Source organism: Nocardioides sp. DN36 (genome assembly GCF_055380375.1).
Genome location: NZ_AP043822.1, coordinates 170,376 through 184,293 on the forward strand (window position 1 = coordinate 170,376; position 13,918 = coordinate 184,293).

Consider the following 13,918-nt stretch of genomic DNA (forward strand, 5'->3'; position numbering starts at 1 on the left):
GCGAATGCCAAGCACCGTGCGTGACCTTGGCACTTGGCTGGATCAACCGATACCCGTTGCATGGCTGGTCACTTTCCGATCTTCAGCGTGAGGGATCCGACGCCGTGCCATTGCTCGTCCGGGTTGGCCAACGAGAACGCAGGAACAGCGGCGAGGAACTCCTCGAGCGCAATGATCAGCTCCTGGCGCCCAAGGTTCGAGCCCAGGCAGCGATGAATGCCTCCTCCGAACGCGAGGTGTCGGTTGTTCTCCCTGTCGATGACGATGTCGTCGGGGCGGTCGTACACCTGGGGGTCACGGTTGCCGGCACCGAAAACGAGAACGACACGATCGCCCTGCTTGAGCTGCTGGCCGGAGACCTCAACGTCCTTGAGGCACGTCCGCGCCATTGCCTGGACCGGTGACAGCGTGCGCAGGAACTCCTCGCTCGCCAGCGGGATGAGGTCGGGATCGTTGCGGAGGCGCTCCTGCTCCTCGGGATGCTGCGCGAGGTACCAAAGGCTGGACCGGATTGCCCAGGCGGTGGTGTCCAGGCCGGCAAGGAACAGCAGGAAGCAGTACGAGAGCAACTCCTCGTGGGTGAGCTTGCGTCCCTTGATCTCCGCAGCAGTCAGTTCCGCGATCAGGTCGTCGGTGTGCTCAACCTGGTCGCGCTCCTTGAGCAGGTTGTCGAAATACTCCATGACTTCCTGCCCGGCCTTCCAGGCGCGGTCGGGGTTGACGGTGCGTTCGTAGATGATGTCATCGACCCACTGATCGAACTTGGGCCAGTCCTTCTCGGGAAATCCCGCGAGGCGGCTGAACACGATCGTAGGCATGGGACGGGCGAACAACGCGCTTGCGTCGACGACGTCGCGACTGGCTACGTCTGCGGCGAGTTCGCGCGCGGTCTTGTGCATGCCCTCGTCGAGCTTCGCAACCATCTTCGGGGTGAACAGCGGCAGCAGGATACGCCGGTAGTCGGTGTGTTCCGGCGGGTCGATGTCGATCGGGATCAGCGGCACGTCCGTGCCGAATGCCGGCAGCAGCATCGACGGGGCGACAGAGAAGGTTGACGGGTCCTGCTCGGCAGCGAAGATGTCTTCGCTGTTCATCATGTACCAAAAGCCGCCGTGCTTCTCGCTGCGGCCGACGGGGCACTGACCCCGAAGATCGCTGTAGGTCTCGAAGATGTTGTCCAGGGCGGATCCGTGGAAGTCGAAGTCGACTTCGGATGTCTGGTTGTCGGGCATGGTTTCCCTCTCCTATGCGATGGTCGAGATTCGGTCCGCAGCCCGGGCCACGAATGCGGAGAACAGTGCGAACTGCCGGTGGTCATGAGGAGCCATGTGCTCGGGGTGCCACTGGACCGCCAAGATGTCCGCGTCGGTCGCCTCGACTGCCTCGATGACGTCGCCGCACATCGCCGTGACCACGAGCCCGCTGCCGAGGTTGCGGAGTCCCTGGTGGTGGTAGCTGTTCACCGGGGCTACGTCGAGGTCGCTCCCGAAGATCTCGGCGAGGCGCGAGCCGGGCGTTGTGGTGATGTGGTGGCTGTGCTCGTGGCTCGGGTTGGTCTGCCAGTGATCATGCTCGGTCTCGAGTTCCTGGATCAGGTTGCCACCGCGCAGAACATTGACCAGTTGCATTCCGCGACAGATCGCGAGGACCGGGAGCTCGCGCCTCATAGCCTCCTGATAGAGGGCGACCTCGAACGCGTCACGGTCACGCCTTACTCCGTAGACCGTCGGGTCGGGCGGTTCGCCGTACAGCTCCGGGTCCAGGTCGCCACCACCGGTCAACATCAGACCGTCGATGCGATCGAGAAGATCGGCAGGCGGGTCAAGGGTGACCGGCAGGATGACGGGCTGCCCACCGGCTGCGTATATCGCGTTGGTGTAAGCGGTGTTGAGCTTGGTGCAGTCCTTCGGACCGAACGCAGTCGGAAGCTCCTCTGCGGCGGCCGAGACACCAATGAGCGGGCGAGACAATTTAGTACACCGTCCAGCCGCCGTCGACGAACAGCGTCGCTCCGGTAACCCAACTGGCCTTCTCGCTGCCGAGGAACGAGACGGCGTTCGCGACGTCCTCGGGCTGCCCGACCCGACCCATGGGCGTGCGCTCGAGGAGCCAGTTCAGCACCTCGGGATTGCCCAGCACCGCGCGCGTGAAGGGCGTCTCGATGAAACCGGGCGCGACGGCGTTGACCCGGATCTTGTTGCTCGCGCACTCGACAGCAAGTGCGCGGGTGAGCTGGAGCAAAGCGCCCTTCGATGCGTTGTAGTGGATCTGGGGATGGCCACTGCTCGAGATGACGATGTGGGCTTCAACCGAGGTGATGTTCACGATCGCCGCGGTCGCGTTGTCCCCTCGAGCGGCGACCCCCTCGCGCAGTAGCCCGTTCATCGCTTGGCTCATGAGGAAGGGGCCGGTCGAGTTGACCGCGAACACCTGGTCCCATTCCTCACGAGACAGGTCCTCGAAGTTCGAGCCCTTGACGATGCCCGCATTGTTGACCAGCAGGTCGAGGCGGCCGAAGGCGGACGCGATCTCGTTCGCGGCAGCGTGCACCGAGTCCTCCTCAGCGACGTTCGCCTCGACCGCGATGGCCTGGGGGTACTTCTCGGTGATCTCCCGCAGCGAGTCGAGGTTGATGTCGAGCAGAGCCACACTGGCTCCCTCGTCGAGCAGCGTCTCGGCGATCGCCTTGCCGTTGCCCGAGCCTGCACCGGTGACGGCGGCGTACCTTCCCAGGTGAGTAGACATGAACTGGTTCTCCTGATCGTGGTCCGGGCGACCCTTTCTTGGCAGTGACGTGCTGTCGCAGTGACGTTCTGCCAGGGGCCGCTGGATGCGGCGGGGGCCGCCTTGTGACTCCAACCTAGGTGTGACCCAGACCTCTGTCTGTGGTCGAGATGCACACCGTTCGGCGCCCTGGAGGGCACTGCGCACGTTGTCCGCCGTGCGGCACGGACCGAGCATTGGTGAACATCTCCCCTGGATCCCGCCGCGACCGTTGACGGCCGGGGTCGGACACCAACAACACCCTGAGGACCTGACGTGACCGACGTGAATTCCGTGATCAACCCGGCAACCGAAGAGGTCATTGCCGAGTTCCCTATGGCCGACGTTGCGGAGGCCGAGGCAGCGATCGACCGCTCGAAGAAGGCTCAGCGAGAGTGGGCGTCGCTTTCGCTCAACGAGCGCCGCGACGGGATGCTCGCCATCGCTGCCGTCGTCGACGCCAACCTCGAGGAGCTCGCCCGACTCGAGTCCTCCGACGTGGGCAAGCCGATCAGCGACGCCCGCGGCGAGGTTGCCATGGTGGCCAACTGCTTCCGCTACTACGCAGGCGTGGTCGACAAGATCCTTGGTGAAACCATCCCGGTCGACGGTGGCGTCGACATGACGTTCAGGGAGCCGATGGGTGTCGTGGCGGTGATCTCGCCGTGGAACTTTCCGCTCCCGATCGCGTCGTGGAACATCGCCCCCGCGCTTGCAGCCGGCAACTCGGTCATCGTGAAGCCAGCCGACATCACGACGTTGTCGACGCGTCGGTTCGGCGAGCTCGTTGCCACGCTCAATCTGCCTGCCAACTTGGTGCAGGTCATCTGCGGGCCTGGTCGAGTGGTTGGTCGTGTGCTGACCAGCCACCCAGGCGTTGCAAAGGTCAGCTTCACCGGTTCGACAGCGACCGGGCAGGACGTCATGCGTTCGGCTGCGGACACCATGAAGAGAATCACTCTCGAGCTTGGTGGGAAGTCAGCCAACGTCGTCTTCGCCGATGCCGACTTGGACCTGGCCATCAAGTCCGCGCCGGGTGCGGTGTTCGGTAACACGGGCCAGGACTGCTGTGCTCGAAGCCGCATCCTGGTCGAGCGCAAGGCGTTCGACGACTTCGTATCAGGCTTTGTCGCTGCCACCGAGTCGCTGAAGATCGGTGACCCTGCCGACCCCGAGACGCATCTCGGTCCGCTGGTTTCGCGCGACCACCACTCGAAGGTCTCCTCGTTCATCACCGACGACGCCGTCCTGGCCGGCCAGGCTCCCGACGGCCCCGGCTTCTGGATGGCGCCGAGGGTCGTGGTGGACCCCGACCTCACCTCCCGCGTGGTGACCGACGAAATCTTCGGGCCCATCGCCGCGATCATCCCGTTCGACAGCGAGGAAGAGGCGATCCGCCTCGCGAACGACACGATCTACGGCCTCAGCGGGTCCATCTGGACCACGGACCTGGGACGGGCATTCCGCGTGGCGCGCGCGATGGAAAGCGGCACACTATCGGTGAACTCCAACAGTTCTGTGCGTCTGCAGACGCCCTTCGGCGGCTTCAAGCAATCGGGATTCGGTCGAGAGCTTGGCCTGGAGGCGATCAACGGGTACACCGAGCTGAAGAACGTCTTCATCAACACTCAAGCGTAACGTCGCAAGGACGTGTCCGGGTGGACGATCCGCGTTCACCCGGGCATGCCCGCGGTGCCTGCTCAGCGCGTCGCGGGCGCCGAAGCCTCCGCGTCGGGCCGACGCTGAATTCCTGCTCGGTGCACGCGGGCGCCCTGGCGCGTCTCTAGCGTGCAGCGCGCACGATCGCGGCGAATCTGGATGCGAAAAGCGCGGTGTTCTGTGCTACGACGTCTTCCTGCTGCGCGAACTGCTTACGTCCGTGCTCCAACCTCTGGACGGCAACGGGGTCGCCGCCGGAGTACTGCGAGACCCAGTTCTCATAGGTCATCTTTCCGATCTCCGGGTGGAACTGCACGCCCCAAGAACTATCGCGTACGCGGAAGGCTTGGTGCGGGTACATGTCGGAGTAGGCCAGCCACTCAGCGTCGTCCGGGAGCTCGGCGATCATGTCGCCATGCATCGCTCCCATCCGCAGTGGGTTGGGCAGCTGATTCACGAGCGCGTCGGAGTCAGCTTCCTCGCGCCAGTGGACACGCACGACACCGGCTTCCAGCCCGCTGTCGCCTAGGGCAACCTCTCCGCCGAACGCCTGGGCCATCAGTTGGGCGCCAAGGCAGATGCCGAGGCTTGGCCGTCGAAGCTTCGCGGCCGAGCGGTACAGGGCCCGGATGTCTTCGAGCCAGGGGTAATGGTGGTCATGCAACGAACTCATGTCCCCGCCCAGCACGAGAAGTCCGTCGGCGTCCAATTCCTCGGGCACCCGGTCGAAGGCGTGCGGTTGGACGACGTTCCACTCGACGCCGGCCTTTACGAACCACGGCTCGAACTGGTCGATCGGGTCGGCCGGGTCCGGTTGGATCACCAGCAGGGTGACGCGACTAGGGTCAGAGTTCATGCCATCTCCTTTGACTTGCGCGAGACAACCTCAGGGAATGAATCCCCACGGTTGCCGAGAATGACCATCGCCTTCCTGGGCGCCGGCTCCAGCCGACAGGGTCTGGATGAACCACGCCGCCACTCGGCGGATCAGGAAGCACAGCACACAAACTGGCCCTGTGCCTTCGAGAACGTCGGGACCTGGCATCAGATCGGCAAGGCTGGGTCATCGACGCCTACGGTCTGACGAGCCTGGAAGAAGCGGACCATGTCCGTAGGGCCATGAGCACCGATTCCGGCGTTGTTCCAGAACTCCTGCTCGGAGCCATCAGCGAGATCGGCCAACTTGCACCCGTTGATGCGGACCTCTCCTGCGGGCATGCGGCTGCCAAGATCCATCGCCTCGTCGAGATCAGACCCGAACACGAAGCCGGCCAGACCGGTTTCCGGGCCATACGACGCCTGCAGAGCCTCCTCAGACGAGCTGACACTGTGCACGGAGACCACAGGCCCGAACAGTTCCCGCGTCGAGCGCTCAGCCGCGGCCCCGACCACGACCGTGGGGGCGAAGAACCATCCGTCCAGGTCCGGGAGCGAGGAGTTGCTGAGCGCCTTGCCGCCTGCGTCGGCTAGTTCGTCGACGCGCCGTTGCAGATGGTCGAGGTGGGAAGCGTGCGCAAGCGGACCGACCTCACTGGCTTTGTCCAGGCAGTGACCGACTCGCTTGCGACCCAACTCCTCGAAGAGGGCCTCGACGAGCTCGTCATGTCGGCTGCCATCGACCATTACCTTTCCGGGTGCCTCGCACCACTGCCCATTGAGCTTCGTCATCCCTTCGGCGATGGCTGCAGCCGCCTTCGGTATGTCTGCGTCGCGCATGACGATCGCCGGGTTGTGTCCGCCCAGCTCAAGCTGCAAGGCAGTGAAGTGTGGTGCGGCTGCCACGGCAACGGCGCGGCCACCGTTGCCGCCCCCAGTGAACGAGATCGCACGAACGCGGGGGTCCGAAACCAGCTGAGCACCGACCTCGGCTGCCCCGTGCACGAGTTGGAAGACTGCGGCGGGCAGAGCCAATTCGTCGATGGCGGCCTCGATGACCTCGGCCACGATCTGACAACCCGCCGGCGCCCACTCTGATGGCTTGAGGATGACCGGGCAGCCGGCGGCAAGAGCACTCGCGACCTTGGCAACGCCAACAAACGTCGGTGCGTTCCAGGGCGCAATCACCACCGCGGGCCCGATCGGCCGCCGAAGAAGACGCACGTCTCTCGCGCCGGCCGGCAGTGGTGTCGAGGTTCCGACCTCCAGTAACTGATCGCGTGCCGAGCGCACGCGAGGTCCGAGGAACGACGCCATCATCGTTGCCACGCCGAGCGGGTTCCCGGTGGCCATCGCGTCCTCGTGACCGAGCTCGTCGATGCGTTGCACCAGGCCGTCGGCGACGAGGTCCAGGAGATCGACTCTCGTCTGCACCGGTACGCTCGCCCAGACCCCGCTCCGATGCAGCGCTTCGGCCGCACCAAGAGCGTTCTCCACCTCTTGCGGGTCGGTAGCGAGCTGCTCCTGGCGGGGCGCACCGGTGTTGGGGTCGTCAAGGGTCGCACCGAGCCGGAGCCGCGGCTCCTTCCACGTTCCACCGACGAGGTCGATCTGGGCTCTCGGTTTGCGGATCTCGTTCATGGACGGAGTTCCTTCGTATCGTGGTGGTGGTGAGTTGCAGCAGAGGATTGGGCGTCCCATGTGTCGGCCGTTATTGGGAGACCACCCAGCTTGAATCGCTCGATCTTCTCGGTCGGGGTCTTCGGCAAATGGTCGACGATGTCGATGTACCGAGGCATCATGTAACGGGGCATGTGATCGCGGGCGTGTTCAGCGAGGACTTCTGGGGTCAGTGACTGACCAGACTGCAAGACGACGAACACGCGGATGTCATCTTCGGAGAGGTCGCTCGGCACTCCCACGGCAGCGGACTCGAGCACGAGGGGATGCATGTCGATCGCTGCTTCGACATCCGTCGCGGCGATGTTTTCCCCGCGCCTGCGAATGACCTCCTTGCCGCGCGCGGCGAAGTAGAGGTTGCCGTGCTCGTCGACGCGGCCGAAATCGTTGGTGTGAAACCATCCGCCGCGAAATGCATCCTGGGTGGCCTCAGGCATCCCGTAGTAGCCGTTCATCACGAGGCCCGGCTCGTCGCTTCTGATCAGGATTTCGCCCATCTGACCGACCGGAACGTCGTTTCCATCAGGATCGCCGATCCTGATCTCGTACTCGTCGATGATGCGGCCGCATGACCCCGCCACACGCGGGAGACCTAGCGGCTGATAGGCGGGAACTCCGGCGTCGGTCAAGCCGTAGACCTCGACGAGGTCGAAGCCGAACCTCTCTCGCCAGTGCGGCTCGCACGCTGGCATGGGTACGCCCCAGGCGAGTCGGACTGGGTGGTCGCGGTCGCGTCCAGTGGGGGGCTGCTTCCACAGCATGTTGGCGGTCGCTCCCATGAAGTTGAACACCGTCGCCCCATGTTGCCGGACTTGGTCCCAGAATCGAGAAGCCGAGAAGCGGGCCGACAGCGCGGCGGTTGCACCTGTGACGAGCGCGGCTCCTACCGTCAAGGTTGCCCCGTCGATGTGGAAGAGCGGAAAGGGGGTGAAGAGCACGTCTTCCGGCTCGAAGTGCAGGTACTTCGAGTGCAGTTGTGCCTGACGAACCAGGTACGCGTGGGAGAGCTCGCACGCTTTGGGCACGCCGGTCGATCCAGACGTGAAGAGCATTGTGGCCGTGGCCAGCGGATCAGGCTCTGTTGGCTCCGGTGAGGCACCGTCGACCGCAAGCATTCCGAGAGGCAGGCTTTCAGGCAGCAGCCGTCGCCAACTGTCATCCCCGTCGGGGTTTACGTAGACCGGAACGCAGGCGCCGACACCATTGTAGTGGCAGGCCGTGGCGAGCGTCGCAGCGTGGGCGGCATCGATCACGATGATCGAGGGATCGACCATCTGGATGGCCCTGGAGAGCAGGAACGGCGTCAGACCTGGGTTGGCTGGGACGTTGATCGCCCCAATCCTGTTGAGGGCTAGCCACGTGACCACATGGTCCACGCTGCTGTCCATGACGAGCAGAACCCGATCTCCGGCGTGCACGCCGCGGCGCTGAAAGCCGGCAGCGAAGGAGTCGACCCGGTCGTGGGCCTCTTGGTACGTGAGCGACACGTCACCGACCCGCAGGAATGCCTTCGACGGTCGGCGCCGTGCCTGGTCGGCGAGCGTCTCGGACAGGGTGTCCACCATGGTTCCGACGGGCTCGTTTCGCATTGCGGCCGTCATGCTGTTTGTTCCTTGGTGGCATGCGGCACGACGACCGTGCCGGTCGCGGTAACGAGAGTGAGTGGGCTGGGCAGTGGCCGGCTGACGGTTTGGCCCTCCTTGGGAACGGCCCGCGCGACGGCGACGGCGCTGAAGCCGATGGTGCGGCTCCTACGGCCCACCGCCAGCACCTCAGCACGTACTTCGAGGACGTCCCCGGCGAGCAGTGGGGACAGGAAGGTCAGATCGCGGTACCCAGCGAACAGACCTTCGTCGCCGTCAAGATGGATGGAGAGATCAGTGGCGGCGTCACCGAACAGACCCACGATGTACGCTCCTGCCGCCAGGTTTCCGGCGTAGTGGACGGCACCGTAGTCGACGTAACGGCGATGCTTGACGGCGAATCCGACGCGGCTGGCGGCATTTTCGATGGTTGCCGTCACGAGGCTGCGTCCTCGAACTCCACGACGACCCTGACGGTGGTTGGGTCGGTCATGGCGGCGAACCCTTCGTTGATCGACGAAAAGGTCCTGGCTTGCGTCACCATGTCGTCCAGATTGAGCCGGCCCGAGCGGTAGTGGTCTGTGAAGATGTCCACGTCGCTGAGGAACCGGTTCGCGCCCATATATGCGCCTTGGATGCGTCGATCGCCGTAGACGAGCGCATCAGCAGAGATGCGCAAGGCGGTGTCCGCAGGCATCAGTCCCAAGATCGTGGCGGTTCCAGCCGCTCCCAGCGCATTGAACGCAAGCTCCGCCGTCGCTGCACGACCCACCGCTTCGATCGTGTGGGTGAATCCTTCGGGCTCGATGGCGCGAAGAAGCTCGAGCGTTTCGACTGCTTCGCGTTGCGCCACGACACCGTCGGTCGCACCGAACCGCTTGGCCAGTTCAAGCTTCTGCTCGGAGGTGTCGACGGCGACGACTTTGCGGGCCCCGGCCAGTCGAGCGCCTTGGATTGCAGCGATTCCTACCCCGCCGCAGCCGATGACGGCGACAGTGTCCTCGGCGGTGACGCGCGCGCCATGGATCGCTGCACCGACGCCGGTGGTAACGCAACAACCTAACAAGCACGCCACCTTGGCCGGTATCGCATCATCGATCACGCCAAGCGAAGCCTCGCTCACGACGAATGCCTCCGCGAAGGCCCCGATGCCCCCCAACGCATTGATCGGTTCGCCGTCGGTGGTCATGAACTTGGGTCGAGGGCGAGCGCGCATCTGGTCCACACGCATGCACTGCGTCGGTCGACCCGCCAGGCACTGGCGGCAGAGGCCGCACGCCGGCGTCACCGTTGCAACGACCCGGTCACCGATCTTGAGCCCCGATACTGCCGCTCCGACTCGCTCGACGGTACCTACTACCTCGTGGCCAAGGATCGCGGGCAGCTCGATCTCCAGGGATCCGTCCAGGTAATGCAGGTCGCTGTGACATAGCCCTGCAGCCAACGTCCGGACCAGGACCTCATGGTCAAGCGGGTCATCGAGGATGACAGGCCGCAAGTCGAGCGGTTGCCCGGACTTGGTCATGACGGCGGCGGTGACCTGCGTCGGCATCTGTGGGTGGCTCCCTGCGGTTGGTCGTCGAGGCTGCTGGCCCGACCATCGTGTGGCCGAAGCCGATCCGCGACAACGTGCGGGAGGCACTGCCATGGCGCGGATCGTGTGCATCGGCACCACAAGGGTGTGAGACAGCGACGCATACCGTTGTTCTCCCGCGTCAGGCACGCGCCTGGTCGTGCAACCGCAACAAACAGCCGGAGATCCAGCAATGACTTACGTGATCACTCATGGGTGCTGTAGCGACGCCTCCTGCATTCCGGTCTGCCCCGTCCAATGCATCCGACCCCGGCCAGGCGACCCGGACTTCACGACCGCCGAACAGCTGTACATCGATCCGGCCACGTGCATCGACTGCGGCGCCTGCATGGATGAATGTCCGGTCAGCGCTATTCACCCCGAATGGGACCTTCCGGATGAGTTGAGCGAGTACTTGGCCGTGAACGCTGACTACTACGTTGACAACCCGATCGTCGAGTCCTCTCCCGTTGAACCGCCTCGTCATACGCTTCCGGCGGACCGGCCAGAATTGCGAGTCGCTATTGTCGGAACCGGACCGGCTGGGTGCTACGCGGCTGCCGCACTGACCGACGTCAAGGGGGTCAGCGTCACCCTCTTCGAGCGGCTTCCGACCCCGTTCGGTCTGGTCCGTGCAGGCGTTGCGCCCGACCACGCAGAAACCAAGCAGATCACCCGCCGGTTCAGCGCGATGATGGCCCGACCGGCGGTCACCTGCTATTTCAACGTCGAGATCGGCCGTCACATCAACCTCGAGGAGCTCCTCGAACATCATCACGCGGTCATCTGGGCTGTCGGGGCCAGCGATGACCGGAAGCTTGGAGTTCCAGGCGAGGATCTCCCCGGCATCGTCTCAGGACGCGAGTTTGTCGCCTGGTACAACGGCCACCCTGATGTCGCCGATCGCCAGTTCGACTTCTCTGGTGAACGCGCGATCGTGATCGGTAACGGCAATGTCGCGCTGGATGTGGCACGCATCCTTGCCCGCCCTGCCGACGCCCTGGCAAGGACTGAGATCTCTGACCACGCCCTGGAGGCGCTGATGGGCAGCGAGCTCGAGCAGGTGATGGTGACGGCCCGACGGGGTCCAGAGCACGCGGCTTTTACCTCAGGAGAGTTCTCCAGCCTTATTCACACCGACGACGTCGCTGTGCGTGCCGAAGGCTCAGAGGTCGGCCACGGTGACCCTCGAGACCGCGCTGTTCGTCTCCTGCAGGAGGTCGCTGAGCGGCCACCAGCGCCCGGTCGGACTGTGATGTTCCGGTTCGGCCTGACTCCCGAAGCGTTCGAAGGTACCGACCGTGTCGAGTCGGTGACATTCCGTCGCCAGGACGGCACCGCCGAGATGGTGCAGGCCTCACTGGTCGTCCGCGCGATCGGTTACCGCGGCCGAGAAATCGATGGCCTGCCCTTCGACCTCAGTCGCGGAACCACTTTCCACGAGTCTGGTCGGATACTCACTGGCAGCGGTGCCCCGCTCTCCGGCCACTACTGCACAGGCTGGTTCAAACGTGGCGCGACCGGGATGATCGGCACCAACAAGGTCGACTCGACCGAAACCGTCGAATCGCTGCTGAACGATTTCGAGCGAGGGACGCTTCAGGAACCCACCGCCAGCGCTGATGTCCTCGACAAGGTGGTGCGCGAGCGGCAACCCGACGTCGTGGACAAGGACGGCTGGGCCCGCATCGACCAGGCCGAACGCGCACTCGGACGGCAAGCCCGGCGGCCTCGCCAGAAGTTCATCAGCGTCGATCAGCTCCTCGAAGCCTCCCGCGCTGCCAATTGATCGCACCCATTCGACACCGCTTTGGGAAGAACACGATCCTTGAGCATCTCATAACAGTGCCTGGGCTGCCCTCACTTGAGCATCCCGCCGGTCGCAGAATCTGGGGCCAGATCGTCCGGTTGAATGCACCTTTCCACCTATGTTTTCCGGTACTACTGGGTCTTGCCCTCAGCATGTCAGCAGCACGGATTGCGTCGGGAACCGGCGGCATGCTGTTTGCACATACGCGGTCTCTTGTGTGTTCGCGGAGGACATACATCGCACACACAGAGCCACATACGTTTCCGTGACCGACATCACGGCTGGACTCCGGGCAACACCCTCCGGGTCCTACAAGGAAGGCAAGAGTCGATGACCCAAACCGCGACGTCCCAGTCGGGAACGCCGGAACCCTCCGCGTCTACGAACCTGCTGCGCAGCTCGATCAGTTTCTTCCACATCGTCTTCATGGTCACGGCCGCTGCCGCGCCGCTCGTGGTGGTCTCGGCCTACATCCCGATTTCGCTCAATGTCGGCGCGGGAATGTCGACAGCCCTCACCTACGCCGCGACCACCGTCATCCTCCTGACCTTCACGGTCGGGTTCGCCCAGATGGCGAAGCGAATCACGTCAGCGGGCGCCTTCTACACCTTCACAGCCCACGGCCTCGGGCGACCGACCGGTCTCGCCGTCGGTTTCACGGTCATGGCCGCCTACAGCATGATCTCCCCGGCAATCGCCGGCGGCTTTGGCTTCTACACCTCTGCCCTGCTGCAAGCGCACTTCGGCCTGCATATCGCATGGTACTGGTGCAGCATCGCGGCGCTGGCTCTCATGTTCGTCATCTCCTTCTACCGGATCACCTACGGCGCACGAATCCTCAGCGTCCTTCTGACCGTCGAGGTGTTGGTCGTACTCGTCGTATGCATCGCGACCGTGGGATCGGGCGGAAGCTCGGGCCAGGTTCCCTCAGCGTTTGACCCGAGCCAGTGGGGTACGGCCCCGGCCGTCGGTATCGGCTTCTTCCTTGCCTTCTGGTCGTGGATCGGCTTCGAAACCACAGCGATCTACGGCGAGGAGACGATGGATCCCAAGCGGGCAGTGCCGCGAGCCACCTACATCGCCGTTCTGACCCTGGGCATCTTTTACACCTTCGCTGCCTACGCCGGCATCGTCGGGTTCGGTAAGGATTCGCCGGCGAAGGCCGGCTCTCTGCTCGACCAGTACTTCTTCGAGCTGGCAGATCTTCACACGGTCCACACGATCCGCACGATCATGGACTTCCTGGTGGTGACGAGCTTCTTCGCCTGTTCGTTCGCTTTCCACAACAACGCAACCCGCTACCTGTTCTCTCTTGGAAGGGACGGCATCCTGCCCAAGGCGCTCGGACGCACTCATCAGACTCACAAGTCCCCCTACCTCGCAGCCGCTGTCCAGGCGTCGATCGCGACCGTGACGGTGGCGCTGTTCGCCATCGGTGGGGCCCAGCCGCTCCTGCAGCTCGGTACCTGGCTGCCGATCTTCTGCACACTTGCCGTGATTGTCGTACAGCTCGTCGTTTCGGTCGCAGTGATCGGCTACTTCAACCGCGTGGGTCGCAACAGCCCCGGCGACTGGTGGAAGACCATGCTGGCTCCCGTCATCGGTGCGCTCGCGCAGGGCGTTGTGGTGTGGCTGCTCCTTCGGAACATCACGTTCCTTGCGGGAACGGAGAACCTAGTCGTCAAGCTCATCCCGCTGTACGTCGCCGTCATTGCAGTGGGCGGCTTCGCCTACGCGATGTGGCTGCGGCGGACGGACCGCCAGCGCTTCGAGAGCATCGGACAACTGCACGATGAGGAACTCGAGGAGATCTTCGTCGATGAGATGTACGTCCGCGAGGGCCAGTCGCGAGACTGACGCACCACCAAGGCAGTGACCGGGATGGGCCATCGTGCCGCCGTCCCGGTCACCGTTACCTCGCACCCGACGTACGCCGAACGGCCATGTCCGTCGCGGAGTCGTGGCGCCTGGAGA

11 protein-coding genes are annotated in these 13,918 nt (G+C 64.2%); 3 read left to right on the forward strand and 8 right to left on the reverse strand.

Translation table 11 applies throughout. The features are described 5' to 3' along the window. Positions 1–68: 68 nt before the first annotated feature. The 3 genes from ACZ43H_RS00760 to ACZ43H_RS00770 are packed head-to-tail and all read right to left on the reverse strand — an operon-like array spanning position 69 to position 2,745. On the reverse strand, positions 69–1,232 hold the full coding sequence (locus tag ACZ43H_RS00760) for a cytochrome P450 (RefSeq protein ID WP_011776863.1): 1,164 nt from the start codon (positions 1,230–1,232) through the stop codon (positions 69–71). 12 nt (positions 1,233–1,244) lie between these two features. Beyond that, positions 1,245–1,970, reverse strand: a complete 726-nt coding sequence (locus ACZ43H_RS00765) for a gamma-glutamyl-gamma-aminobutyrate hydrolase family protein (protein ID WP_011776862.1) — start codon at positions 1,968–1,970, stop codon at positions 1,245–1,247. Between the two features lies 1 nt (position 1,971). Then, positions 1,972–2,745, reverse strand: coding sequence for an SDR family NAD(P)-dependent oxidoreductase (locus ACZ43H_RS00770; RefSeq protein ID WP_011776861.1), 774 nt, complete (start codon positions 2,743–2,745; stop codon positions 1,972–1,974). Between the two features lie 294 nt (positions 2,746–3,039). On the opposite strand from ACZ43H_RS00770, the gene ACZ43H_RS00775 reads away from it, so the two are divergent. Further along, the gene (locus tag ACZ43H_RS00775) at positions 3,040–4,401 is read left to right on the forward strand and encodes an aldehyde dehydrogenase family protein (RefSeq protein WP_043806889.1); all 1,362 of its coding nucleotides are present in this window, start codon (positions 3,040–3,042) and stop codon (positions 4,399–4,401) included. 145 nt (positions 4,402–4,546) lie between these two features. On the opposite strand, the gene ACZ43H_RS00780 is transcribed toward ACZ43H_RS00775, so the two are convergent. From ACZ43H_RS00780 to ACZ43H_RS00800, 5 genes are all read right to left on the reverse strand, one after another. Next, positions 4,547–5,278 (reverse strand): type 1 glutamine amidotransferase, encoded by a 732-nt coding sequence (locus ACZ43H_RS00780; protein WP_011776859.1) that lies wholly within the window; start codon positions 5,276–5,278, stop codon positions 4,547–4,549. Between the two features lie 188 nt (positions 5,279–5,466). Further along, complete coding sequence (locus ACZ43H_RS00785) at positions 5,467–6,939, reverse strand: aldehyde dehydrogenase family protein (protein WP_011776858.1); 1,473 nt, start codon at positions 6,937–6,939, stop codon at positions 5,467–5,469. Continuing rightward, positions 6,936–8,543 carry an AMP-binding protein gene (locus ACZ43H_RS00790; protein WP_143711738.1) on the reverse strand — a complete coding sequence of 536 codons (1,608 nt, stop codon included), beginning with the start codon at positions 8,541–8,543 and terminating at the stop codon, positions 6,936–6,938. Before ACZ43H_RS00790 ends, ACZ43H_RS00785 begins: the two co-directional genes overlap by 4 nt. A 32-nt stretch (positions 8,544–8,575) precedes the next feature. Further along, the gene (locus tag ACZ43H_RS00795; RefSeq protein ID WP_238324730.1) at positions 8,576–9,001 is read right to left on the reverse strand and encodes a hotdog domain-containing protein; all 426 of its coding nucleotides are present in this window, start codon (positions 8,999–9,001) and stop codon (positions 8,576–8,578) included. Next, complete coding sequence (locus tag ACZ43H_RS00800) at positions 8,998–10,113, reverse strand: Zn-dependent alcohol dehydrogenase (protein WP_011776855.1); 1,116 nt, start codon at positions 10,111–10,113, stop codon at positions 8,998–9,000. The genes ACZ43H_RS00795 and ACZ43H_RS00800 overlap by 4 nt, the downstream gene beginning before the upstream one ends. Before the next feature lie 214 nt (positions 10,114–10,327). On the opposite strand from ACZ43H_RS00800, the gene ACZ43H_RS00805 reads away from it, so the two are divergent. Next, positions 10,328–11,923: an FAD-dependent oxidoreductase gene (locus ACZ43H_RS00805; protein ID WP_011776854.1), complete on the forward strand. Its 1,596-nt coding sequence runs from the start codon at positions 10,328–10,330 to the stop codon at positions 11,921–11,923. Between the two features lie 351 nt (positions 11,924–12,274). Next, positions 12,275–13,801: an APC family permease gene (locus ACZ43H_RS00810; protein WP_143711724.1), complete on the forward strand. Its 1,527-nt coding sequence runs from the start codon at positions 12,275–12,277 to the stop codon at positions 13,799–13,801. The last annotated feature ends 117 nt before the right edge of the window (positions 13,802–13,918 follow it).